Annotated in this window: 24 protein-coding genes; 11 read left to right on the top strand and 13 right to left on the bottom strand. The window is 69.1% G+C overall.

All coding sequences use genetic code 11. The features are described 5' to 3' along the window. Positions 1-36: 36 nt before the first annotated feature. The 5 genes from ND450_RS38480 (at position 37) to ND450_RS38460 (ending at position 4,418) form a co-directional block, all read left to right on the top strand. Positions 37-543, top strand: a complete 507-nt coding sequence (locus tag ND450_RS38480) for a SigE family RNA polymerase sigma factor (protein ID WP_253323028.1) — start codon at positions 37-39, stop codon at positions 541-543. Then, positions 540-1,469, top strand: coding sequence for an LCP family protein (locus tag ND450_RS38475; protein WP_253323027.1), 930 nt, complete (start codon positions 540-542; stop codon positions 1,467-1,469). The genes ND450_RS38480 and ND450_RS38475 overlap by 4 nt, the downstream gene beginning before the upstream one ends. 166 nt (positions 1,470-1,635) lie before the next feature. Continuing rightward, a complete protein-coding gene (locus tag ND450_RS38470) occupies positions 1,636-2,154 on the top strand; it encodes a TetR family transcriptional regulator (protein ID WP_253323026.1) in 519 nt (172 codons plus the stop codon). A 9-nt stretch (positions 2,155-2,163) separates the two neighbouring features. Then, positions 2,164-3,237, top strand: a complete 1,074-nt coding sequence (locus ND450_RS38465) for a nucleotide disphospho-sugar-binding domain-containing protein (RefSeq protein ID WP_253323025.1) — start codon at positions 2,164-2,166, stop codon at positions 3,235-3,237. 35 nt (positions 3,238-3,272) lie between these two features. Next, on the top strand, positions 3,273-4,418 hold the full coding sequence (locus ND450_RS38460) for a glycosyltransferase (RefSeq protein WP_253323024.1): 1,146 nt from the start codon (positions 3,273-3,275) through the stop codon (positions 4,416-4,418). Between the two features lie 18 nt (positions 4,419-4,436). Here ND450_RS38460 and ND450_RS38455 read toward each other — a convergent pair whose 3' ends face one another. Both ND450_RS38455 and ND450_RS38450 read right to left on the bottom strand, forming a co-directional pair. Further along, positions 4,437-4,820: an STAS domain-containing protein gene (locus ND450_RS38455; RefSeq protein ID WP_253323023.1), complete on the bottom strand. Its 384-nt coding sequence runs from the start codon at positions 4,818-4,820 to the stop codon at positions 4,437-4,439. 102 nt (positions 4,821-4,922) lie between these two features. After that, positions 4,923-5,918, bottom strand: a complete 996-nt coding sequence (locus tag ND450_RS38450) for an FAD-binding oxidoreductase (RefSeq protein ID WP_253323022.1) — start codon at positions 5,916-5,918, stop codon at positions 4,923-4,925. 70 nt (positions 5,919-5,988) lie between these two features. Here ND450_RS38450 and ND450_RS38445 point away from each other — a divergent pair, with 70 nt between their 5' ends. Next, positions 5,989-6,858 (top strand): LysR family transcriptional regulator, encoded by an 870-nt coding sequence (locus ND450_RS38445; RefSeq protein ID WP_253323021.1) that lies wholly within the window; start codon positions 5,989-5,991, stop codon positions 6,856-6,858. Between the two features lie 71 nt (positions 6,859-6,929). Here the strand turns inward: ND450_RS38445 and ND450_RS38440 are convergent, their stop codons facing one another. Both ND450_RS38440 and ND450_RS38435 read right to left on the bottom strand, forming a co-directional pair. Then, positions 6,930-7,565, bottom strand: coding sequence for a bifunctional 2-polyprenyl-6-hydroxyphenol methylase/3-demethylubiquinol 3-O-methyltransferase UbiG (locus ND450_RS38440; RefSeq protein ID WP_253323020.1), 636 nt, complete (start codon positions 7,563-7,565; stop codon positions 6,930-6,932). 88 nt (positions 7,566-7,653) lie between these two features. Beyond that, entirely contained in the window at positions 7,654-8,103 is a 450-nt protein-coding gene (locus ND450_RS38435; protein ID WP_253323019.1) for a hypothetical protein, read from the bottom strand. A 158-nt stretch (positions 8,104-8,261) separates the two neighbouring features. Here ND450_RS38435 and ND450_RS38430 point away from each other — a divergent pair, with 158 nt between their 5' ends. Both ND450_RS38430 and tuf read left to right on the top strand, forming a co-directional pair. Continuing rightward, positions 8,262-8,624 carry a flavoprotein gene (locus tag ND450_RS38430; protein ID WP_253323018.1) on the top strand — a complete coding sequence of 121 codons (363 nt, stop codon included), beginning with the start codon at positions 8,262-8,264 and terminating at the stop codon, positions 8,622-8,624. Positions 8,625-8,961: 337 nt separating this feature from the next. Next, positions 8,962-10,143, top strand: coding sequence for an elongation factor Tu (tuf, locus tag ND450_RS38425; protein WP_253323017.1), 1,182 nt, complete (start codon positions 8,962-8,964; stop codon positions 10,141-10,143). Between the two features lie 117 nt (positions 10,144-10,260). Here tuf and ND450_RS38420 read toward each other — a convergent pair whose 3' ends face one another. Genes ND450_RS38420 through ND450_RS38390 form a run of 7 tightly spaced genes read right to left on the bottom strand, consistent with a single transcriptional unit; the run spans position 10,261 to position 15,712 of the window. Next, a complete protein-coding gene (locus tag ND450_RS38420) occupies positions 10,261-10,926 on the bottom strand; it encodes a DUF6766 family protein (protein WP_253323016.1) in 666 nt (221 codons plus the stop codon). 27 nt (positions 10,927-10,953) lie between these two features. Then, positions 10,954-11,904: a TIGR03557 family F420-dependent LLM class oxidoreductase gene (locus ND450_RS38415; RefSeq protein WP_089921666.1), complete on the bottom strand. Its 951-nt coding sequence runs from the start codon at positions 11,902-11,904 to the stop codon at positions 10,954-10,956. Continuing rightward, positions 11,901-13,658 (bottom strand): thiamine pyrophosphate-requiring protein, encoded by a 1,758-nt coding sequence (locus tag ND450_RS38410; protein WP_253323015.1) that lies wholly within the window; start codon positions 13,656-13,658, stop codon positions 11,901-11,903. Before ND450_RS38410 ends, ND450_RS38415 begins: the two co-directional genes overlap by 4 nt. Next, positions 13,655-14,377, bottom strand: coding sequence for a metallophosphoesterase (locus tag ND450_RS38405; RefSeq protein WP_253323014.1), 723 nt, complete (start codon positions 14,375-14,377; stop codon positions 13,655-13,657). Before ND450_RS38405 ends, ND450_RS38410 begins: the two co-directional genes overlap by 4 nt. Next, the gene (locus ND450_RS38400; RefSeq protein WP_089921671.1) at positions 14,374-14,622 is read right to left on the bottom strand and encodes a BON domain-containing protein; all 249 of its coding nucleotides are present in this window, start codon (positions 14,620-14,622) and stop codon (positions 14,374-14,376) included. The genes ND450_RS38405 and ND450_RS38400 overlap by 4 nt, the downstream gene beginning before the upstream one ends. Then, on the bottom strand, positions 14,585-15,175 hold the full coding sequence (locus ND450_RS38395) for a hypothetical protein (protein WP_089921673.1): 591 nt from the start codon (positions 15,173-15,175) through the stop codon (positions 14,585-14,587). The genes ND450_RS38400 and ND450_RS38395 overlap by 38 nt, the downstream gene beginning before the upstream one ends. Positions 15,176-15,211: 36 nt before the next feature. Then, positions 15,212-15,712 carry a GNAT family N-acetyltransferase gene (locus tag ND450_RS38390; RefSeq protein ID WP_253323013.1) on the bottom strand — a complete coding sequence of 167 codons (501 nt, stop codon included), beginning with the start codon at positions 15,710-15,712 and terminating at the stop codon, positions 15,212-15,214. Positions 15,713-15,796: 84 nt separating this feature from the next. Here ND450_RS38390 and ND450_RS38385 point away from each other — a divergent pair, with 84 nt between their 5' ends. Beyond that, a complete protein-coding gene (locus ND450_RS38385) occupies positions 15,797-16,021 on the top strand; it encodes a zinc-ribbon domain-containing protein (protein ID WP_089921678.1) in 225 nt (74 codons plus the stop codon). Between the two features lie 58 nt (positions 16,022-16,079). Here ND450_RS38385 and ND450_RS38380 read toward each other — a convergent pair whose 3' ends face one another. Beyond that, complete coding sequence (locus tag ND450_RS38380) at positions 16,080-16,664, bottom strand: DUF998 domain-containing protein (protein WP_253323012.1); 585 nt, start codon at positions 16,662-16,664, stop codon at positions 16,080-16,082. Between the two features lie 135 nt (positions 16,665-16,799). Here ND450_RS38380 and ND450_RS38375 point away from each other — a divergent pair, with 135 nt between their 5' ends. Together ND450_RS38375 and ND450_RS38370 are read left to right on the top strand one after the other, a co-directional pair. Further along, the gene (locus ND450_RS38375; protein ID WP_253323011.1) at positions 16,800-17,483 is read left to right on the top strand and encodes an SRPBCC domain-containing protein; all 684 of its coding nucleotides are present in this window, start codon (positions 16,800-16,802) and stop codon (positions 17,481-17,483) included. After that, entirely contained in the window at positions 17,480-18,301 is an 822-nt protein-coding gene (locus ND450_RS38370; RefSeq protein WP_253323010.1) for an alpha/beta fold hydrolase, read from the top strand. The genes ND450_RS38375 and ND450_RS38370 overlap by 4 nt, the downstream gene beginning before the upstream one ends. Here the strand turns inward: ND450_RS38370 and ND450_RS38365 are convergent. Beyond that, positions 18,211-19,416 carry an MFS transporter gene (locus tag ND450_RS38365; RefSeq protein ID WP_253323009.1) on the bottom strand — a complete coding sequence of 402 codons (1,206 nt, stop codon included), beginning with the start codon at positions 19,414-19,416 and terminating at the stop codon, positions 18,211-18,213. The genes ND450_RS38370 and ND450_RS38365 overlap by 91 nt on opposite strands. Between the last annotated feature and the right edge of the window lie 50 nt (positions 19,417-19,466).

The following is a 19,466-nucleotide window of genomic DNA, read 5'->3' as shown; positions in this document are numbered from 1 at the left end:
CACTCCGCAAACGACCGAGGACGAGAAGGGGGCGGCGTGGGGTTCGACCAGTTCGTGACTGATCGGCTGGACCGGCTGCTGGGGTACGCCACCGCGATCACCTGCGACAAACACCTGGCGCAGGACATCGTGCAGAACGTGCTCCTGCGCGCGCAGGGCAAGTGGGAGCGCATCGGGGCCATGGACGCGCCCTACCTGTACGTGAAGCGCATGGTGACCAACGACTACCTGTCGTGGCGGCACCGGAAGGCGGCACGCGAGATCGCCGTGGAACGCGGTGAGCTCGCCAGGCACGCGCCGGCGATGGCGGATCCGGCTGACGCGCACGCCGAACGGGACGCCATGCGCGCACGCATCGCCGTCCTGCCGCGCAAGCAACGTGCCGCGTTGGTGCTGCGGTTCTACGAGGACTGCAGCGACACCGAGATCGCACAGGTGCTCGGATGCACGGAATCCACCGTGCGCAGTCAACTCTCTCGCGCGCTGCAGACGTTGCGCACTCACGAACTCGCCCGGTCCGCCACCCTGGGGGTGCACTCATGAACGACCTGATCCGCCAGGCCATCGCCGCCGAGGCCGACGAGCGCGTCGACTCGCGGACCGTGCTGGCCAACCTGCACAAGGCCAGGAAGGCCAAGCCGTTCGGCATGATCATCGGGGTCGCCGCGCTGACCGTCGCGGCGGCGGCAGCGGCCGTCGTCATCCCGACGACGATCAAGAAGACCGAGGCCGCGCCACCGGCGAACGCACCGGCCTCCGCAGCGCAGAACGTCCTGCTGATCGGCACCGACGACGACCGCCGCGCGGACGCGATCGTGCTCGCGCGTTTCGAGACCGACGGATCCGCGTCGATCATCTCGCTGCCCCGCGACATCCACGCCGGCACCGGCCAGGACAGGCTCAGCGGCCTGTTCAAGGACGACCCGCGCAAGCTGACCGCGGCCGTCGAGGAGCTGACCGGGACGAAGGTCGACCACTACGCCGCGGTCGCGATGTCCGAGTTCGGCCGAGTCGCCACGGCCGTGGGCGGCATCGACGTGTGCTTGAACAACTACGTGATGGACGAGTACAGCGGCGCGCACTTCATGGCGGGCAAGAACACGCTCGTCGGAGAGCAGGCGCTGCAGTTCCTGAGGCAGCGCCACGGTCTCCCCGAGGGTGACCTGGACCGGGTCAAGCGCCAGCAGGCGTTCCTCAGCTCCTTCGCGGCGAAGATCACGAAGGACAAGGCCCCGGAACTGCTGCAGTTGCTCGAACGGTCGATCGAGTTCGACGAGGGCTGGGACCTGCTGCAGTTCGCGACGCGGTTCCAGGGGCCGGTGAAGGTCCGGAGCGCGACGCTGCCCGTCGGCGAGGAGGTGCAGCGCGACGGCATCCGGGTGTACGCACCGGATCCGGACCGGTCGAAGAGGTTCGTCGAGGACCAGTTCGGCGGCGGGGGTGCGACCGAGACCGGGTGCGTGAACTGACGATCACTCGGATGGAGCATCAAGGAGCTCTTCGGCGTGGCCGATGAGCTTCAGGTACCGGTTGAGCGGTGACGATTCCCGCGGCCGGACCGATCTCCGACTCGAGCTTCCGACCGAGGGCCGCATCCCCTTCTGGGGGTGCGGCCCTCGGCCTAGCCTGGACCTCATGCAGGACCGCGATCAGGAACGCACCCGCCGCCGGTTGCTGGACGCCGCGTTCGTCGAGTTCGCCGCCCACGGCATCGCCGGGGCCCGGATGGAACGCATCGCGCGCATAGCCCGGTGCTCCGCGGGCCTCGCCTACAACTACTACGGCGGCAAGGACGAGCTGTTCGACGCCGTGCAGTCCGACGTGGCGGGCGCGACGGCGCTGGAGTTCGACGTGCTCGACCTGCCGGGGTACGCGGGCCGGTTGTACGACCTGCAGCACCAGCACCCCGAGTTCGCCCGGCTCGCGACCTGGCAACGGCTGGAGCGGCGCTCTCCCGCGAGCCGGACCGCCGACGTCGAGGCGATCCGGTCCGCCCAGGAGTCGGGGCTGGTGTCGTCGCGCTTCCCGGCGGAGCAGGTGTTGCAGCTGGTGCTGGCGGTCGCGTCGATGTGGGCGGCGGCCCCGTCGAGTTCGGACCACGGGGTGCGGCGGCGGACCGTCGAGGACGCCGTGCGCCGGCTGGTGGAGCCGTAGCCTGGAGATATGCGTGTTCTCGTCGTCGCCGCTCCCCTGCTGGGCCACGTCTTCCCGTTGATGCCGCTCGCGCTGCGGTTGCGCGAGGCCGGCCACGAGGTCGTGGTCGCCACGGGCGGGGAGGCGTTGCGGGTCGGCGAGTCCGGGCTGCGGGTCGAGGACGTCGTCCCCTCGAACGTCCGCTTCGGACCGATCGCGGTGCGGATCATGCTGGCGCATCCGCTGGTGGCCAAGCGGGAGATGAGGGGCAGCGGGCGGCTCGACTTCGTGTCGCGGTTGTTCGGCAGGGTCGGTGACGCGATGACCGCGCCGTTGCGGGAGTTCGCGGAGGGCTGGCGACCGGACGTCGTGGTGCACGAGCCGCTGGCGGCGGCCGGGTCGGCGCTGGGGGTGCCGTCGGTCGTGCACGACGTGTCGTTGTTCGACGGGCTGGAGCTGACGGCCGCGGTCGGCGCGCGGATGAAGGCGGAGGTGCGGTCGCCCACGACGGTCCTGCGCACCGCTCCGCCCTCGCTCGCGGAGTTCCCCGGCGGCGAACGGGTGCGGTTCGTGCCCTACAGCGGTGACGGCGAGGTGCCGCCGTGGCTCGCGGAGCCGTCCGGCAAGCCGCGGATCCTGGTCAGCAGGAGCACCGCGCCCGGTCCCGGCTCCGGCCGGATGATGGCGGCCGTGGTCAGGGCTGCCGAGCGGGTGGACGCCGAGTTCGTGCTGGTGCGTCCTGACCGGACGGACGGCCTGCCGGGCAACGTGCGGGCGGTCGGGTGGGTGCCGATCCCGCGCGTGCTGCCGTTCTGCGACGGGATCGTGCACCACGGTGGCGCGGGGACGTTGCTCGGCGCGCTCGCGGCCGGGGTGCCGCAGCTGGTCGAGCCCGGGCCCGGTGACAGGACCGTCCACGCGGACGCGATCACCCGGCGCGGGGCGGGACTGAAGGCCGAGCCGCGCGAGGTCACGCCGGACCTGCTCACGCGCCTGATCGAGGATTCGAGGCTCCAGCGGGCCGCCGGTGAGGTGCGTGCGGAGATCGCCTCGGCGCCCTCGCCCGCCGAGGTCGCGGAGCGCTGGGAAAGCTGGGTGAATTGACCCCGTCGTAATAGGGGAGCACCTAATCTGGCCCGGTGCGCATTCTCTTCTCGAGCTTAGGCTCCCACGGACACGTTTACCCGATACTTCCGCTCGCGACCGCCGCGCGAGCGCAAGGCCATGACGTTCTCTACGCCGTTGACGCAGGATTCCACGCGACCGTGGAAAAACTCGGACTCACGGTGGTCGACGCGGGCATCAGCATCTGGGCCGCGTTCCGCCAGGCGAACGAGTTGCACGGCACGGACGGGTTCCGGCGGGACATGCTGCGCCAGACCGCCGTCGACGCGTTCGGATCACTGCTGCCCAGGGCCTACGTGACCGATCTGGAGCCGGTGCTCGAACGGGACAAGCCGGACCTCGTCGTCTTCGAGCTCATGAACCCCGGCGCGGGTCTCGCCGCCCTGCGGGCAGGCATTCCGGCCGTGTGCCACGGGTTCGGCAGGATGGACGAATCCCTTGTTCCGGAAGCGATGAGCGACCTGCTCCTCGAGTACGTCGACGAACTCGGGATCACGCTCCCGAATGGGCAACATTACGGGCTCGGATCGACTTATCTCGACGTCTTCCCGCCCTCACTGCAGGATCTCGACTTTCTTTCGGACGTGGAGCGCATTCCGATGCGCCCGGTCCCGTTCACCGAGCCGGGCGAATTGCCCGGTTGGGTCGTGGAGCACGAAAGGCCGCTGGTCTACCTCACGTTCGGCACGGCGTTCTCGAACCAGGACGTGCTGAGGACCGCGATCACCGGGCTGTCCGGTGTGGACGCCGAACTGCTGGTCGCGACCGGGCCGCAGGTCGACCCGGCGCTGCTGACCGACGTACCGGACCACGTCCACCTGCTGCCGTGGGTGCCCCAGGCGGATCTGCTCGCGCACGCAGATCTCGTCGTGCACCACGGCGGCGCCGGCACCACCATCGCCGCGATGACGCACGGCCTGCCGCAGCTCGTGCTGCCGCAGGGCGCCGACCACTTCCGCAACGCCGGGATCGTGGCGGGCACCGGCCTGGGCGCCCAGCTCGTCGGCGCGGACTTCACCGCGGACGCGGTCCAGGAGACAGCACGGAAGTTGTTGGCGGACAACGACGTCCGCGTCGCCAACGTCGCCATGGCCGCGGAGATCGCCGCGATGCCGCACCCCGACGATGTCGTACCCAGGCTGGTCGAGCTGGCCGGCTGAGAACGGGCGGACCGGTGCCTACTCGCTGGGCACCGGTTTCAACGCCGTCAGCACCTCGTCGACGGAGTCGTAGAGCGGCAGGACGTCGGCCACGCCCGTGACCTGCAGAGGACGCCTCACGGCCCGTTGCGGCGCCACGACGTGCAGCTTCCTGCCGTGCTCGTCGGCGATCTCGTGAGCCGAGATCAGCGTGGAGATGCCGGTCGAGCCGAAGAAGGTGACCAGGGTCAGGTCGGCGATCAGCGCGGGCCCGGTCGTGGTCAGGGCGAGGCGGACGGCGTCCAGCACGAGATCCGCCGTGTCGACGTCGATCTCGCCTTCCACCGCTACGACCACCACACCCGCCACCTCGGTGGCACGGACCGTGAGCAGCGGTGATTCCTCAAACTGTTCTTCGTTCACCAGCACTCCCCGGTGGCCGAAGCGCACGAGACCCTGACTCCGAGCACGCTGCTGAACCCGGTTACGTCTCCGACGTTACGACCGTTGCTTCCCCACCACAACCTATCCCACGGCGTAGCGGAAGTTCCGCGAACGTCCGACCACGAACGGTCGGACCGCCTCGAACACCTCTTCGTGCTGCTCCTGGACACCCAGTCGCGGCGAGATGAGTTTCAGCAGGTGGGTGGCCTCCGAGCCGAGGGCGGCGCCGAGCGGGAGCAGGCCCAGGAAGATCTCGGCGGTGGAGCGCGCGGCGATCTCCCTGGCGCGGTGGAGCGCCTCCAACGGCAGGTCCCGGAGCAGCACGTTGTCACCCTGGTAGGTGTGCGGCGGCAGCGGCCTGCCGGCGGCCTCGGCGAACGGCTTCAGGCCGAAGTCCTCTTTGAGCACGGGCGCGACGCGGAGGTGGCCGACGTCGAACGGCTTCGTGCTCGCGAAGGTGATGCGCACGACGTCGCCGAGGGTGGTGAGCGCCGGGGTGACGTGATCGGGCAGGTCCCAGGTGTGGAACGCCTCGACCACCTCGCGCTCGTACCGGGCCTCGAAGAACAGCTCGCCCGCGTGCACCCGCTCGACGGGCAGGAGCTCGAACTCCAGCGCGGTGACGACCTCGCCGACCTTCTCCGTCCTGGTGACGCGCTCGCTCGCGAAGCCGAACTCCCTGGCCAGCACGCTGAAGCCGCCGCCGAGGGTGTAGCCGACGACGCCCACGTCGCTCGCGTCGCCGCTGAGCGGGGCGAGACCGTGCGGAGCGGCCTTCTCGATCACCTGCTGCCAGACGGCGCCCGCCTCGGCCCTGGCCGTGCCGGTCGCGGGGTCGACCTCGACGGCGTTCAGGCGCCTGGTGGAGATCAGGACGCCGGTCGTGGCGGTGGTCAGGCCGTGACCGGTGGTCTGGATCGCGTACTCGAGGCCGTGGGACTCGGCGTGGCCGACGGCGTCCTCGACGTCCTGGACGTTCTCCACGGCGAAGACCACCTGCGGTTCGTGGCGGAGCCCGGTCTGGAAACCGCTGCGTTCCTCGTCGTAGCCGACGTCTCCGGGATAGAAGATCTGCATGTCTCCAGGGTTGCCGACCTGCGTCTATATGTCCAAGATCTAGATGCACTGCCGTCTATAATCATTGGTTATGGAGCTTCGGCAGCTGGAGTACTTCGTCGCGGTCGTGGAAGAGGGCTCGTTCACGCGCGCGGCGGAACGGGTGCACGTCGCCCAGCCCGGGATCAGCGCGCAGATCCGGCGGCTGGAGCGGGAACTCGGGCACGACCTGCTCGACCGGTCGGGACGCACCGTCACGCTGACCGGCGTGGGCGCGGCGGTGTTGCCGCTGGCGCGCGCGGCACTGGGGTCGGTGGAGTCGGCCCGGCGGACCGTGGAGGAGATGGCCGGGCTGGTGCGCGGGTCCGTGCGGGTCGGGATGGTCGTGTCGTGCGGGATCATGGACCTCCCCGAACTGCTGTCGGCGTTCCACACGTCGTTCCCCGAAGTCGAGATCACGTTGTCGGAGGCCAACTCCGACACGTTGATCGCGTCACTTGTGGACGGTCGACTGGACTTCGCACTCGTCGGCTACGCGGGCGCGCAGCCGGAGGGCTTGTCCGTCCGGGTGCTGGCCGACGAACCGCTCGTGGCCGCGGTCTCGGCCTCGGATCCCTGGTACGGCAGGGAATCCGTGCCGCTGGAGGAGTTGCTGGAGCGCGGGCTGATCTGCCTGCCGCCGGGCACCGGACTGCGCGGGGCGCTGGACGCGGCCTGCGGTGCGCGCCGGCCGCGGATCGCGTTCGAGGCGTCCGCGCCCCCGATGGTGATCACGCTGGCGCAGCGCGGACTGGGGCCGGCGGTCCTGGCGCGGTCGATGGCAGGTGACCTGCACGCCGTTCGGATCACCGATCCCGTGCCGCACAGCAGACTCGCGTTCGCGTGGCGCGCGGAAGGTCCGCACAGCCCGGCCGCGCGCACGTTGATCGGGCTGGCGGAAAATGAGATGACACCGGCCTAGACCGCTGTCGCGATCACCGCATGTTCCTGATGCACCCATCCGGCCTGAACAGAGGCTTCTAGCCGCTCGACCTAAGCGACATGTGCGCGCAGGAGCACTGTCCCAGGATTGCCGGGCTCAGGGGCATTGATGATCTCTGCCTCGATCTCGTGGAAGCCAGCAGCGACAAGGTGCTCGATCCAACGCTCGTTGGACAGGTGCCGCTGTTGAACGACCTGACCGGGCTTGGCATCTTGCTGAGTGGCAGGCGGGTGCGAGAAGGCAAGCACGCCACCAGCCGTCATCCGCTTGCGCACCAGAGGAAGAAGCTCCTCAGGATCACTGAACCAGACTGCGCCGAAGATCGAGTAGACGATGTCGAACGATTCGCCGGCGGTAGCCAGGTAGTCGATCGCGTCGGCGCTGATGAAGTCCAGTTCGCCGAGATGTCCCCATGCCTTCAACGCCAGGTCGGCTCGACTGGGCGCGATGTCGACACCTGTGCAGACAGCGCCCAAGGTCGCGAGATGAGCCAGGTTCGCACCAGCCCCAGAGCCCAGCTCCAAGACTCTCTTGCCACGGAGCTCACCGAGCACGGTCTCGTCAGGGCCGTGATCTGGGTACTGAGTCCAGTTGAGCCAGGTCGTCGCCCCCGCTGCGTTCGTCGCCCGACGCGGCTTGTACTTCGCCGCGTACCGTTCCCAGATCTCTGCCTTCGGGCTGCTCACCCAATGTTTCCTTCCTGCGGGGAATCCCTCGTTCCGCGGTCGGAAACACGGAACGAGGGACGGTATCAGCGGCTACGCCCGGCGCGTGCTACTTCTTGGGGCTGTCGTGGCAGCCCGCGTAGCACTGGTTGCAATCGGCGGACTTCGCGTTCCAGAGTTCGGCGTCGAGCGGGAACCCTGCCGCGCGGATGGCCTGGATCGTGCTGCTGAGCACGAAGGGCCCTTCCTGGTCGTCCTCGGGCAGGTGCGGGATGTGGTGGATGTAGCGGCCGTCGTTGTTCTCGTCGCAGAACGTGAAGTAGTTCGGCGTGTCCAACAAGAAGCTGTGCACGCCCTCGTCGACGATCGGCGTCGGCCCCATCGGGATGTTCGGGTTCTCGCCCGCGACCACGAGGTAGGCGACGGCCTGTTCGAAGATGCGCTCCGCCATGTCGCGATCCCGGTTGTGGTCACGCATGATCAGCCGGACTTCGCGGTCCCACACCTCGGCCGACACGCACGTTCGCGGGTCACGCAAGGACACTGAAGTGGTAGTCATGTCGATTCTCCTTCTGTAGTGCGGTTTTCAGTGGGCGAGAGGTAAGGGATACGCCTGGCAGCGGGGAGAGGCTTCGGTCAAGTGAGTGTCTGGCAACACCAGCAGCTGTCGAACACTTCCTCGACCTCGACGCGCTTGAGGCCCTCAGCGGCCATCCGGTGCGAACGAGCCATCAGCGCGCGGGACAACCCGCCCTGCCCAAAGCAGCTGCCGTCGTTGTCGCGCCCGCGACGTACAACACGATCAACAAGTGGGCAGCTGGCATCGCTGATACCTATGTGCTTACACAACTTGCGGAGCTGACGGGCCTCGGTGTGCCCATCGCCGTGTTGCCGTTCGTCAACACGGCCCTTGCCAACAACCGTCCCTTTCACCGGAGCGTTGAAGAGCTGCGGCAGTCAGGAGTGATGGTCCTGTTCGGCGAAGGGGCCTTCGTTCCCCATCCGCCTCGGACAGGCGGACAGGTCATGGACTCATACCCGTGGGAAGCAGCGCTGAAGGCACTCGAGCAGTACCGGTAGGCACCGAGCAGTGAGCGTGAGGCCATGCACGGAGTCGACGGTGTCAGCGCCTCCGCTCCCCTCCTGGTCCGTCCTTCGCCGGCGGCGCCGGCGTTGACCAGACCGGCGGAAAACCAGGTGACAGCGGTCCAGCACGCCTGTCACGATCACCGCATGTTCCTGACGGCTGAGCTCAACACGTGCGCGGGTGTGCCCGCGGACGCGCTCGCCGTCGCCTCGGCAGCGCTGGCCGGCGCCCGACTCTGACCCTTCTCCAGTCCATCCTTCAGGACCGCTGGAGGAGGGTTGTGGCGGTCCATCGGTTCTGAGCCACCGTTTCGCACCGAGGAACAGGAAGATGAAGCAAGAGTTCGTGCGCGCCAAGCCGCACCTCAACATCGGCACGATGGGCCACGTCGACCACGGCAAGACCACGCTCACCGCGGCGATCACCAAGGTTCTGTCCGAAAAGGACCCGACGGGCACGACCTTCACGGCGTTCGACCGGATCGACCGGGCGCCGGAGGAGCTGGCCCGCGGCATCACGATCAACATCGCGCACGTCGAGTACGAGACGCCGACGCGGCACTACGCGCACGTCGACATGCCCGGCCACGCCGACTACGTGAAGAACATGATCACGGGGGCGGCGCAGCTCGACGGCGCGATCCTCGTGGTGTCCGCCGAGGACGGCACGATGCCGCAGACGCGGGAGCACGTGGTGCTGGCTCACCGGGTGGGCGTGCCGCACGTGGTGGTGGCGCTGAACAAGGCCGACGCGGTGAGCGACCCGGAGCTGCTCGACCTGGTGGAGCTGGAGATCCGCGACCTGCTGTCCCGGTACGGCTTCGACGGCGACGCCACGCCGGTCGTGCGGGTGTCCGGCCTGCGCGCGCTGCAGGGCGACCCGCGGTGGGTGCAGTCGGTGGTCGACCTGCTCGACGCCGTGGACTCCCACGTCCCGGTGCCGGAGCGGGACGTCACCGGGCCGTTCCTGATGCCGATCGAGAACGTCCTGACCATCACCGGCCGCGGCACGGTCGTGACCGGCGCGGTGGAACGGGGCGTGCTCGGCGTCGGCGACCAGGTCGAGGTGCTCGGTCTCGGCTCGGCGGTGACCTCGGTCGCCACCGGCATCGAGACGTTCGGCAAGCCGATGCGGCAGGCGCAGGCGGGAGACAACGCCGCGATCCTGCTGCGCGGCGTGAAGCGCGGTGACGTCCGGCGCGGCCAGGTGCTGGCCCTGCCGGGCAGCGTCGCGCCGCACACCCGGTTCCGCGCGTCGGTGTACCTGCTCACGCACGCCGAGGGCGGCAGGCACACCGGTATCGCGTCGAACTACCGCCCGCAGTTCCACTTCCGCACCGGCGACGTCGTCGGGGTGGTGGAGCTCGACAGGACGCTGGCGCTGCCAGGGGACACCGTCGAGGTCGTGGTGGAGCTGGGCAAGGCGGTGGCGATGGACACCGGGCTGGGCTTCGCGATCCGCGAGGGCGGCAAGACCGTGGGTGCCGGCACGGTCGGTGAGATCCTCGCCTGAGGCGGCGGTCGACGGCCCGAGAAGGTGGTCGCGTCGCCTGGTGGCGCGGTGGGGCTCAGGTTCCTCCGCACCGCCATGGGAAGCGCGGTGGGACAACGAGTTCCGCCGCGCTTTCCGCTAACCGGACCTGTCGCTCACCGAGTGCGGCGCCCCGACCGGCTTCGACTCGGGCGACCCGCGCTGGCGCAGGTAGACGCTGAGGATCGCCATCGACGCGATCGCGAGGAACTCCGACTGCCAGTTCTGCAGCGACCGGTTCCAGAAGTCGGCGCTCAGGAAGTAGTCGAACAGGCCCATCTTCTCCGCCAGCGGGTCGGAGTTGTTGGCGTACCAGCCCGCGACCCACTGCATGGACCACGAGAACAGGAACAGCACCAGCATCGCGAGGCCCAGCGACCGCGAGTAGAACGCCGTGCGCCAGCCACCTGCCCGCGCCCACTTCGGCGAGTCCGGCTTCACGTACGCGCCGACCTGCTGCTCCTCGTCGGTCTCGCGGCCCGCCTTCTTAGCGGGTTTCGACTCCGTCGAACCGCTCTGGATGAGCCAGACGGTGGCGGTGACGTACAGGAACAACTGCAGGTACTCGGACTGCCAGTTCTCCACGACGTCGACGAGGAAGTCGGCGGAGAACAGGTACGACCCCAGGGACAGCACCGGCTGCCCCAACGCGGCCTGACGCTCGTTGTGATCGGCGTGGCCGGCGAAGAACTGGCCGACCAGCGCCGTGAGGAACAGTCCCCCGAAAACGAGCGTCAGACTGTGCTCGCGCAGGAATCTCCTCATGGGAGCGGATGCCCTGCGCCCCTCTCATCAAACATCGATCAGCGGCACGACCTGCTTGGCCCAGAATTCGAAGAAACCCTGCTGGTCAGGCCCGATCTGCTGCACGTAGACCTCGTCGAACCCGGCGTCGGCGAACTCCTTGATCTTCTCCGCGTACTTCTCGGGGTCGGGGCCGCACGGGACCGCTTCCCTGATCATGTCCGGAGTGACGAGTTCGGACGCCTGCTCGAAGTGCTTGGGCGTCGGCAGCACCTGAGCCAGTTCGCCGGGCAGGCCGTCGTTGGGCCACAGGCGGTGTGCGGTCGCCACGGCGTCCTCTTCGGACTCCGCCCAGCAGACCTTCAGGCCGCTCTGCGCCGGGCCGCGGCCGCCCTCGGCGCGGTACTTCTCCACCAGGTCGCCGGCGGGGCCGACCGACACGTAGCCGTCGCCGCAGCGGGCCGCGAGCTTGACCGCCTTCGGGCCGAACGCCGAGACGTAGATCGGCACCGGGCGTTCGGGCACGGTGTAGATGCGGGCGTTCTCGACGGTGTAGTGCTTGCCGTGGTGCGTGACCTCGTCACCCTGGTGCAGGGTGCGGATGAGGCCGATCGCCTCCTCCAGCATCTCCAGGCGCACGTCCGCGGACGGCCAGCGGTCGCCCAGGACGTGCTCGTTCAACGCCTCGCCGCTGCCGACGCCGAGGACGAACCTGCCCTCGGTCTGCACGGCGGCGGTGGCGGCGGCCTGCGCGATGACGGCCGGGTGGATGCGGACGATCGGGCACGTCACGGCCGTGGTGATGGGCAGCGTCACGGCCTCCGACAGCGCGCCGATCGTGCCCCAGACGAACGGCGACTGGCCCTGTTCGTCGTTCCACGGGTGGAAGTGGTCGGAGATCCACAGCGCCTCGAAGCCCTGCTCCTGGGCCATGCGTGCGTTGCGGACCAGCTCGCGCGGCCCGTGTTCTTCCGAGGAAAGGAAATAGCCCAGTTTCACGGCAGCAACTCCTGGATCTTGGTTTGCACTCCGCGGCGCAACACGCCCCACGCGTCGGGGTCGCCTCGCAGCACCGCCTCGGTCATGTCCTTGATCTGCTCGAACGTCGCGTGCGGCGGGATCGGCGGCACGTCCGGGTCGCAGCGCACGTCGAGCACGGTCGACCCGTCGAACGCGAGCGCGGTCTCCCACGCCGTGCCGAGCTGCGCCGGGTCGTTGATCTCGATGCCCTGCAGGCCGATGGACCGCGCGAACGCGGCGTAGGAGATGTCCGGAAGCGACTGCGACTCCTCGAACTTCGGCGCTCCACCCATCGCGCGCAGCTCCCACGTGACCTGGTTGAGGTCGTTGTTGTGGAAGACGCAGACCACGCAACGGATGCCGTACCGGCGCAGCGTCAACAGCTCCGCCATGCCGTTCATCTGCATCGCGCCGTCGCCGACCAGCGCGATCAACGGCCTGTCGGGCTGCGCGAAAGCGGCGCCCAGCGCGTACGGGACGGCACAGCCCATCGTGGCGAGCGTGCCGGACAGCGACGACCGGACGTTCCCGCGGATCTTCAGCAGCCGCGCGTACCAGTTCGTCGCCGAGCCCGAGTCGGCGGTGACGATCGCGTTGTGCGGCAAGCGCTTCGAGAGCTCCGAGACGATCCGCATCGGGTTGACGGGATCGGCAGGCACCTGCGCCTGCCGATCGACGACCTCCCACCAGCGCTCGACGTTCTTCTCGATCGTCTCCCGCCACGAGCGGTCGGTCTTCTCCTCCAGCAACGGGATCAGCGCGCGCAACGTCTCCCGCGCGTCGCCGACGAGGTTGACCTCGGTCGGGTAGCGCATGCCGATCGACCGGCCGTCGACGTCGACCTGCACCCCGCGCGCCTTGCCGTACTGCGGCAGGTACTGGGAATACGGGAAGTTCGAGCCGACGATCAGCAACCGGTCGCAGTCGCGCATCATCTCGTACGACGGCCGGGTGCCGAGCAACCCGATCGAGCCCGTCACGTACGGCAGGTCGTCGGGCAGCACGTCCTTGCCCAGCAACGCCTTCGCGACGCCGGCACCGAGCAGGTCGGCGACCGCGCGCACCTCCTCGGCTGCCTCGCGGGCGCCCTGGCCGATCAGGATCGCGACCTTCTCGCCGCTGTTCAGCACCTCGGCCGCACGGCGGACGTCGTCCAGGGCGGGCACCACGGACGACGAGGGACGCGACGGCGGGCTCGACGGGATGTACTTGAACTCGTGCTTGGGCGGCGAGTACTCCTGCTCCTGCACGTCGTTCGGGATGATCAGCACGGCCGGCGCGCGCTCGGCCTGGGCCGTGCGCATCGCCCGGTCCAGCGCGTTCGGCAGCTGCTCGGGCACCGTCACGTCGACCAGGAACGAGGCGACGTCGCGGAACAGCGAGTGGAGGTCGACCTCCTGCTGGTAGCTGCCGCCCATCGCGGTGCGGGCGGTCTGGCCGACGATCGCGACGACCGGCACGTGGTCGAGCTTCGCGTCGTACAGGCCGTTGAGCAGGTGGATCGCGCCCGGCCCCGAGGTCGCGAGGCAGACGCCGACGTCGCCGCTGAACTTGGCGAAGCCGACCGCGGCGAAAGCGGCCATCTCCTCGTGCCGGGTCTGGACGAACTTCGGGTCGTTGTCCGCCTTGCCGAACGCCGCGACGATCCCGTTGATGCCGTCGCCGGGGTAGGCGAAGACCTGCTTGACGCCCCAGTCGCGCAGGCGCTGGACGACGAAGTCCCCGACCGTCATGAGGCGTTCCCCTCCAGCACGTAGACCGTGTAGGCGGAACGGATGACCGGCTGCGCGACGTTGCGAACCCGCACCCCGCCCGGCGTCAGGCCGTGCTCGGTGCCGAAGTGCGCGTGGCCGTGCACGGCGAGATCCGTCCCGGTCGCGTCGATGGCCTCACCGAGCAGGTACGAGCCGAGGAACGGGTAGATCTCCGGCGGCTCCCCGCGCAACGTGTCGGGCACCGGCGCGTAGTGCGTCAGCGCCACCTTGATGTCGGTGTCCAGTTCGGACAGTGCGCCCTTCAGGTTCTCCGCGATGTCACAGGTGTGCTGGATGAACGCCTTCATCTCGCGCTCACCGAACGCGCTGCCGCACTTGCCGGCGAATCCGCCGCCGAACCCCTTCACACCCGCGATGCCGATCGAACAGCCGCCCACCCGGTGGGTGAACGTCGTGCCCTCCAGCACGTGGATGCCCTTGTCCTCCAAGGTCTTGGTGACCTCGAGGGGCTTGTCGTCCTGGTGGTCGTGGTTGCCGAGCACGGCGACGACGGGCACCGGCAGGTCCGCGAACTCGTCCGCGACCACCTCGGCCTCGACGACCGTGCCGTGCCGGGTCAGGTCACCGGCCAGGAGCAGGACGTCGGCGTGCTCGCCGACCTTCTCCAACGCCGGACGCAGGTGCCCGCGCATGTCCTCGCCGAGGTGGATGTCCCCGACCGCAGCGACTCGGATCATCGCAGGTCCTCCTCACCCTCCGGTTCGCCCGCAGGTGTCACGCGCACGTCGTTGAGGATCTTCAGCTCCGGGGCGGCCTCGTGCAGGACCTCCTCCAGGGCGGCCCTCCGGTCGGCGCACGCCACGTCGCCGGAGAGCATCACGTTGTCGCCGCGCACGGTGACGCGCACGCCGAGCTCGGCGGTCCGCGGGTCCTCGGCCACCGCCCTACGCAGATTTGCCGCCAGGTACTGCTCGGAACTCATGGCCCCTCCCGATGATGTCCAGGCGTTCGATGAGCACCAGGAACGCTTCCGCATAAGGGGAGTGCTTGGTCTCCTCGCGCACCTGGTCCCAGTCGATCTGTTCGCGCAACGCCCGTGCGAACGGCAGCAGCTCGCTGAAGTCGCAGCGGTGCCCGTCCAGCACGAGCAGCTTGCTGCTCAGGACGAACGTCGCCGGCATCACCGGCAGCATCACCGAACCGACGGGCATCTCCTCGGCCATCGCGAGGGTCTCGTCGGTCACCGGGCGTTCGTTCGGCCGGAAGAGCAGGTCCACCAGCGAATCGCCGTCGTAGACCTTCAGCAGCCAGTCCTCCGGCGGTTCCGCACCGCGCAGTCCCGCCTCCACGAGCACCCGCACCGCTTCGTTGACGTCCTCTTCCTTCACCAGGAGGTCGACGTCGTGCTCACTCACGGGCCCGCCTCGCGCGTAACCGGCACAACCACCGGTCAGGGCGAACGGGATCTCCGCTCCACGTAAGACCTTGGCGACCTTGGTCAAGGTCATCAGCAGTTCGGCCTGCACGTCGCTCATGCACTCCGGGCTACCCGCCGACGCGCGGAGTGAACCTCAGTCCGTGGCGAGACGCGCGTGCGTTTCCGTGTCGTAGCGAACGCCGTCGTAGAGCAGCCGGGCGCGTTCGACGCCCTCGACCGCGAACCCCGCTCCCGTGGCGACGCGGCACGAGGCGGGGTTGTCCAGGCGGTGGGCGAGCTCCAGCCGGAACAGGCCGAGCTCGGAGAAGGCGAACTCGCTGACGGCCTTGCAGGCCTCGGTCGCGAGGCCCTTGCCCCGCGCCTCCTCCCGCATCCAGTAGGAGATCCACCCGGTGAGGTGACGGCGTTCGACGCTCGACACCGCCGCGTTGCCCACGGGCACCCCTTCGTGCAGCACGGCGAACGAGTAGGCGGTGTCCTCCTCACGACGGGCCATGAGCAGCGCGATCCAGTCCTGCGCGGCGGTGAGCGAGTCGATCGGGAGGGTGAACTGGCGGGCCATCGCCTCCTCGCCGGCCGCGGCCAGGATCACCGGCGCGTCGTCGAGCGTCCAGGGCCTCAGCAGGGTGTCCACCCCTCCACCTTCCGAATTCGGGCGTCGCCCTGCAACTCAGGGGGCATCCCGCACGTCAGAAGAACGACGGCAAAGGGAGAGCAGATGGTCATTTTCGGCTGGCGGACGACGATCGAGCAGCTGCGGATGCTGCAGCTGGTGTGCGGGCACTGCCACCACCAGTCGGCGCACAACCTGTTCCGGCGCTACACGAAGCCGACCATCTTCTTCATCCCGCTGTTCACGATCAGCAGCAAGTACGGGCTGCAGTGCACGTTCTGCGGTGTCTCCTACGACATCAGCAAGATGCACGCGCATCAGCTCGTCTGACAGGCCTCGCAGCCGGGCGCGTGCACGTCGGTGGTGACGCGCCCGCACTCCGGGCAGATCAGCTCGAGAAGGCAGGACGGCTCAGCCTCAGGGACACGAGCGACGTCCACACCCAGCCGATCGTCGCGACCGCGTAGAGCAGCACCGTGCCTCCGGGGTCGCCCAGGAACGCCGTCGGCACCACCAGCAGCAGGCCCGTCAGGCCGCTCATCACCGCCAGCCATCCCCCGAGCCTACGCGCGAACACGAAGCACGCCCCGATCCAGCCGATCATCGCGACGCCGAACGCGACGGCGTGCAACGCGCCGTGCCACGACAGGGACGCGGGCGGACCGTCCGGTGTGCCGAGCGGGAACCCCATCGCGGGATCGGCGACGAACACCCCGCCGAGGACCATCCCCGCCCCCATGAGGCCGATGAGCCGCGCGCCCCACTTCGTGTGCTTCGCCATGCCGGTGGCCGCGACCAGGAACAACGCGCCGCTGACCACGAAGTTCGCGATCTGGATCCACCCGAGTGAGCCGAGGCTCAGCATGCTGAACGGGTGGCGCGAAAGGTCGAAGCCCTCGCGGGTGAACGCCTGGGCGTACCCGACGACGAGGTAGAGCGGACCGGCGACGACGCCACAGGCGATGCGGGACATGGGTTCCTCCTGGACTCGGTGTGGCGAGAACGGAACCACCGACAAGATTTTTTGTCAAGACGAGTCTCGCTTTCTTGACGAAGAGAATCGTCGGTAGCAGGATGGCACCATTCCACGCACCGGAGAGGGAGACCGATGGGCCACGAGTTCACGAGTGCCGACGAGATAGAGGTACCGGCGTCCGTCGAGGACGTCTGGACGGCCATCGCGACGGGGCCGGGCATCGACTCGTGGTTCATGGGCCGCAACGAGGTCGCGAACGGCCAGGTCAAGATGGCCTTCGGCGGGTACGCGCCGACGAGCGCGATCACCGCCTCCGAGCCCGGCCGCCACTTCGCGCACCACAGCGGCGAGGCACCCGACGGCCGGTTCATCGCCTACGAGTTCCTCGTCGAGGCCCGCGAGCAGAGCAGCACCGTGCTGCGGATGGTCACGAGCGGCTTCCTGCCCGGCGACGACTGGGCCGACGAGTTCGAGGCGATGACGCTGGGCGGCGCGCTGTTCCGGCGCACGCTGCTCGAGTACCTGACGCACTTCCCCGGCCGCACGGCCCGTCCGCTCACGGTCTTCGGACCCGTGATCACCGACTGGGACGAGGCCTGGAAGCGGCTCGACGCCGCGCTGGCCGAGAAGCTGCCGGACGCCGTCGAGTTCCACCGCAACGCCCACACGCTCGCCCTGCGCACCGACCGCGGCATGTACCGGTTCATGCGGGGCTTCCGCGGCCCGATGATCGCCGCACACCACGTCTTCTCCGGCGACGAGTCCGAACAGGACTGGCAGGGCTTCCTCGACACCACCCTGGGAGAGAACCGATGACCCGCTTCACGACTTCCGCCGACGGCACCGGGATCGCCTACTCGGTCACCGGCTCCGGGCCCGCGCTGGTCCTCGTGGACGGCGCGATGTGCCACCGGATGTTCGGGCCGTCCACCGAACTGGCGTCCGTGCTGGACAAGAACTTCACCGTGTACACCTACGACCGGCGCGGCCGCGGCGAGACCGGGGACGGCGCCACGCCGTGGTCGCTGGAGCGCGAGGTCGAGGACGTCGACGCCGTGATCAGGGAGGCCGGCGGCAGCGCGTTCGTCTTCGGCGTCTCCTCGGGCGCGGTGCTGGCTCTCGAAGCGGCCTCACGCCTGCCGTCCATCTCCCGGCTCGCGATCTACGAGGCGCCGTTCGTCGTGGACGGCACGTACGAGCCGCGCCCGGCGGACATCGTCGAGCGGATGAACGACATGCTCGCGCGCGGTGACCGGTCCGGGATGCTCTCGACGTTCATGAAACTGGTCGGCGTGCCGGCCTTCGGTCTGGCGATCATGAAGCTGACGCCCGTGTGGAAGAAGCTCAAGCTCGTCGCGCACACGCTGCCGTGGGACCTCACGATCCTCGGCGACGACGGCCGCGGGGCGCCTCTGCCCACCGACCGGTGGAAGGTCGAGGTGCCGACGCTCGCGATGGACGGCGGCAAGAGCCCCGAGTACCTCCGCAACGCCATGAAGAACGTCGCGGAGGTCGTGGGAGCGGACCACAGGACGCTGCCCGGTCAGACGCACATGTACAAGTCGTCGGTCATGGCGCCGGAACTCGTGGAGTTCTTTTCGCGGGCCCAGCGCACCGCCGGTCCCATCGCGTAACCGGCCACGACGAACAGCCCGCCGACCAGCACCCAGCCGATCGCACCCCAGCCGAGCACGACGGTCGTGAGCAGGGCGGGGCCGACCATGCGCGCGACGGCCGTGCCCGTCGCGAAGAAGCCCTGGTACTGGCCCTGCCGGTCGGCGGGCGCGAGGGTGAAGCTGATCTCCCACGCACCGGAGGCGAGCATCATCTCGCCGAGCACCTGCAGCGCGGCGGCCGCGACGAGCAACGCCGCCGCGGGCCAGGCGCCGACGCCGAACGCCGTCACGGCGAACACCGCGCAGGACGCGAGCATGACCAGTCCGGCGTGCCGCACGAGCTTCGAGGCAGCACCGAGTCCCGTGGCACGGCGGGCGATCCGGACCTGGAAGAGGACGACGGCCGCGGTGTTGAGCACCAGCAACGCGGCCGCGAGCCACGTCGGAGCCTCGGTGCGCTGCACGATCCACAACGGGATGATCAGGCTCAGCAGCGGCATGTAGAGCAGCATCACGGCGTTGATCAGCGTGATCAGCGCGTACGGGCGGTCTTTCAGGACGTCGAACCTGCCCTTCGCCCTGGACATGACCGTCTCCGGCAACGTGCAGAGGACGACCGCGGCGATGAGGAACGCGACGACGTCGAGCACGAACACGGCCGTGTAGGCGGCCTCGGTGCCCAGGTGCAGCGCGAACCCGCCCGCGGCCGCACCGATCGCGATGCCGGCGTTGGCCGTGGACTGGATCCGCGCACGGGCCCGCGTGCGTTCCTCGGGCGTGGTCAGTCCGGCGAGCAGCGCCTGCCGGGACGCCTGCAGCCCGCTCTGGAAGCTCGCGTACAGGCACATGACCAGCACGAACGCGGCGAAGTTCCGGGTGAGCAGCAGGACGGCGATGCTGGCGGCCGTGGCGGCGGCGAGCACGACGGCGGTGGTGCGCGGTCCCCACCGGTCGGCGAGGTGGCCCAGCCCGACACCGGCGACGGCGCCAACGCCCCACGCGACGGTGAGCGCGAGGCCGACCCTCGCCGCGCTCAGGCCGACGACCTGCGTGAAGTAGAGGGCCGACACGACGAGGAAGCCGCCGTCGCCGATGGAGTTCGTCAGCTGTGCGTACGCGAGTCGCCTGGTCATGCCACTGACCGTAGGACGGTGATTGGCCCTAGACGAGTAATGCGTAAGTC

It is taken from the genome of Lentzea sp. HUAS12 (genome assembly GCF_024125735.1).
In the GTDB taxonomy this organism is placed as follows: domain Bacteria; phylum Actinomycetota; class Actinomycetes; order Mycobacteriales; family Pseudonocardiaceae; genus Lentzea; species Lentzea albida.
Note: the sequence above shows the minus strand (reverse complement) of the source record. Positions and strands in the feature narration are given on the sequence as shown.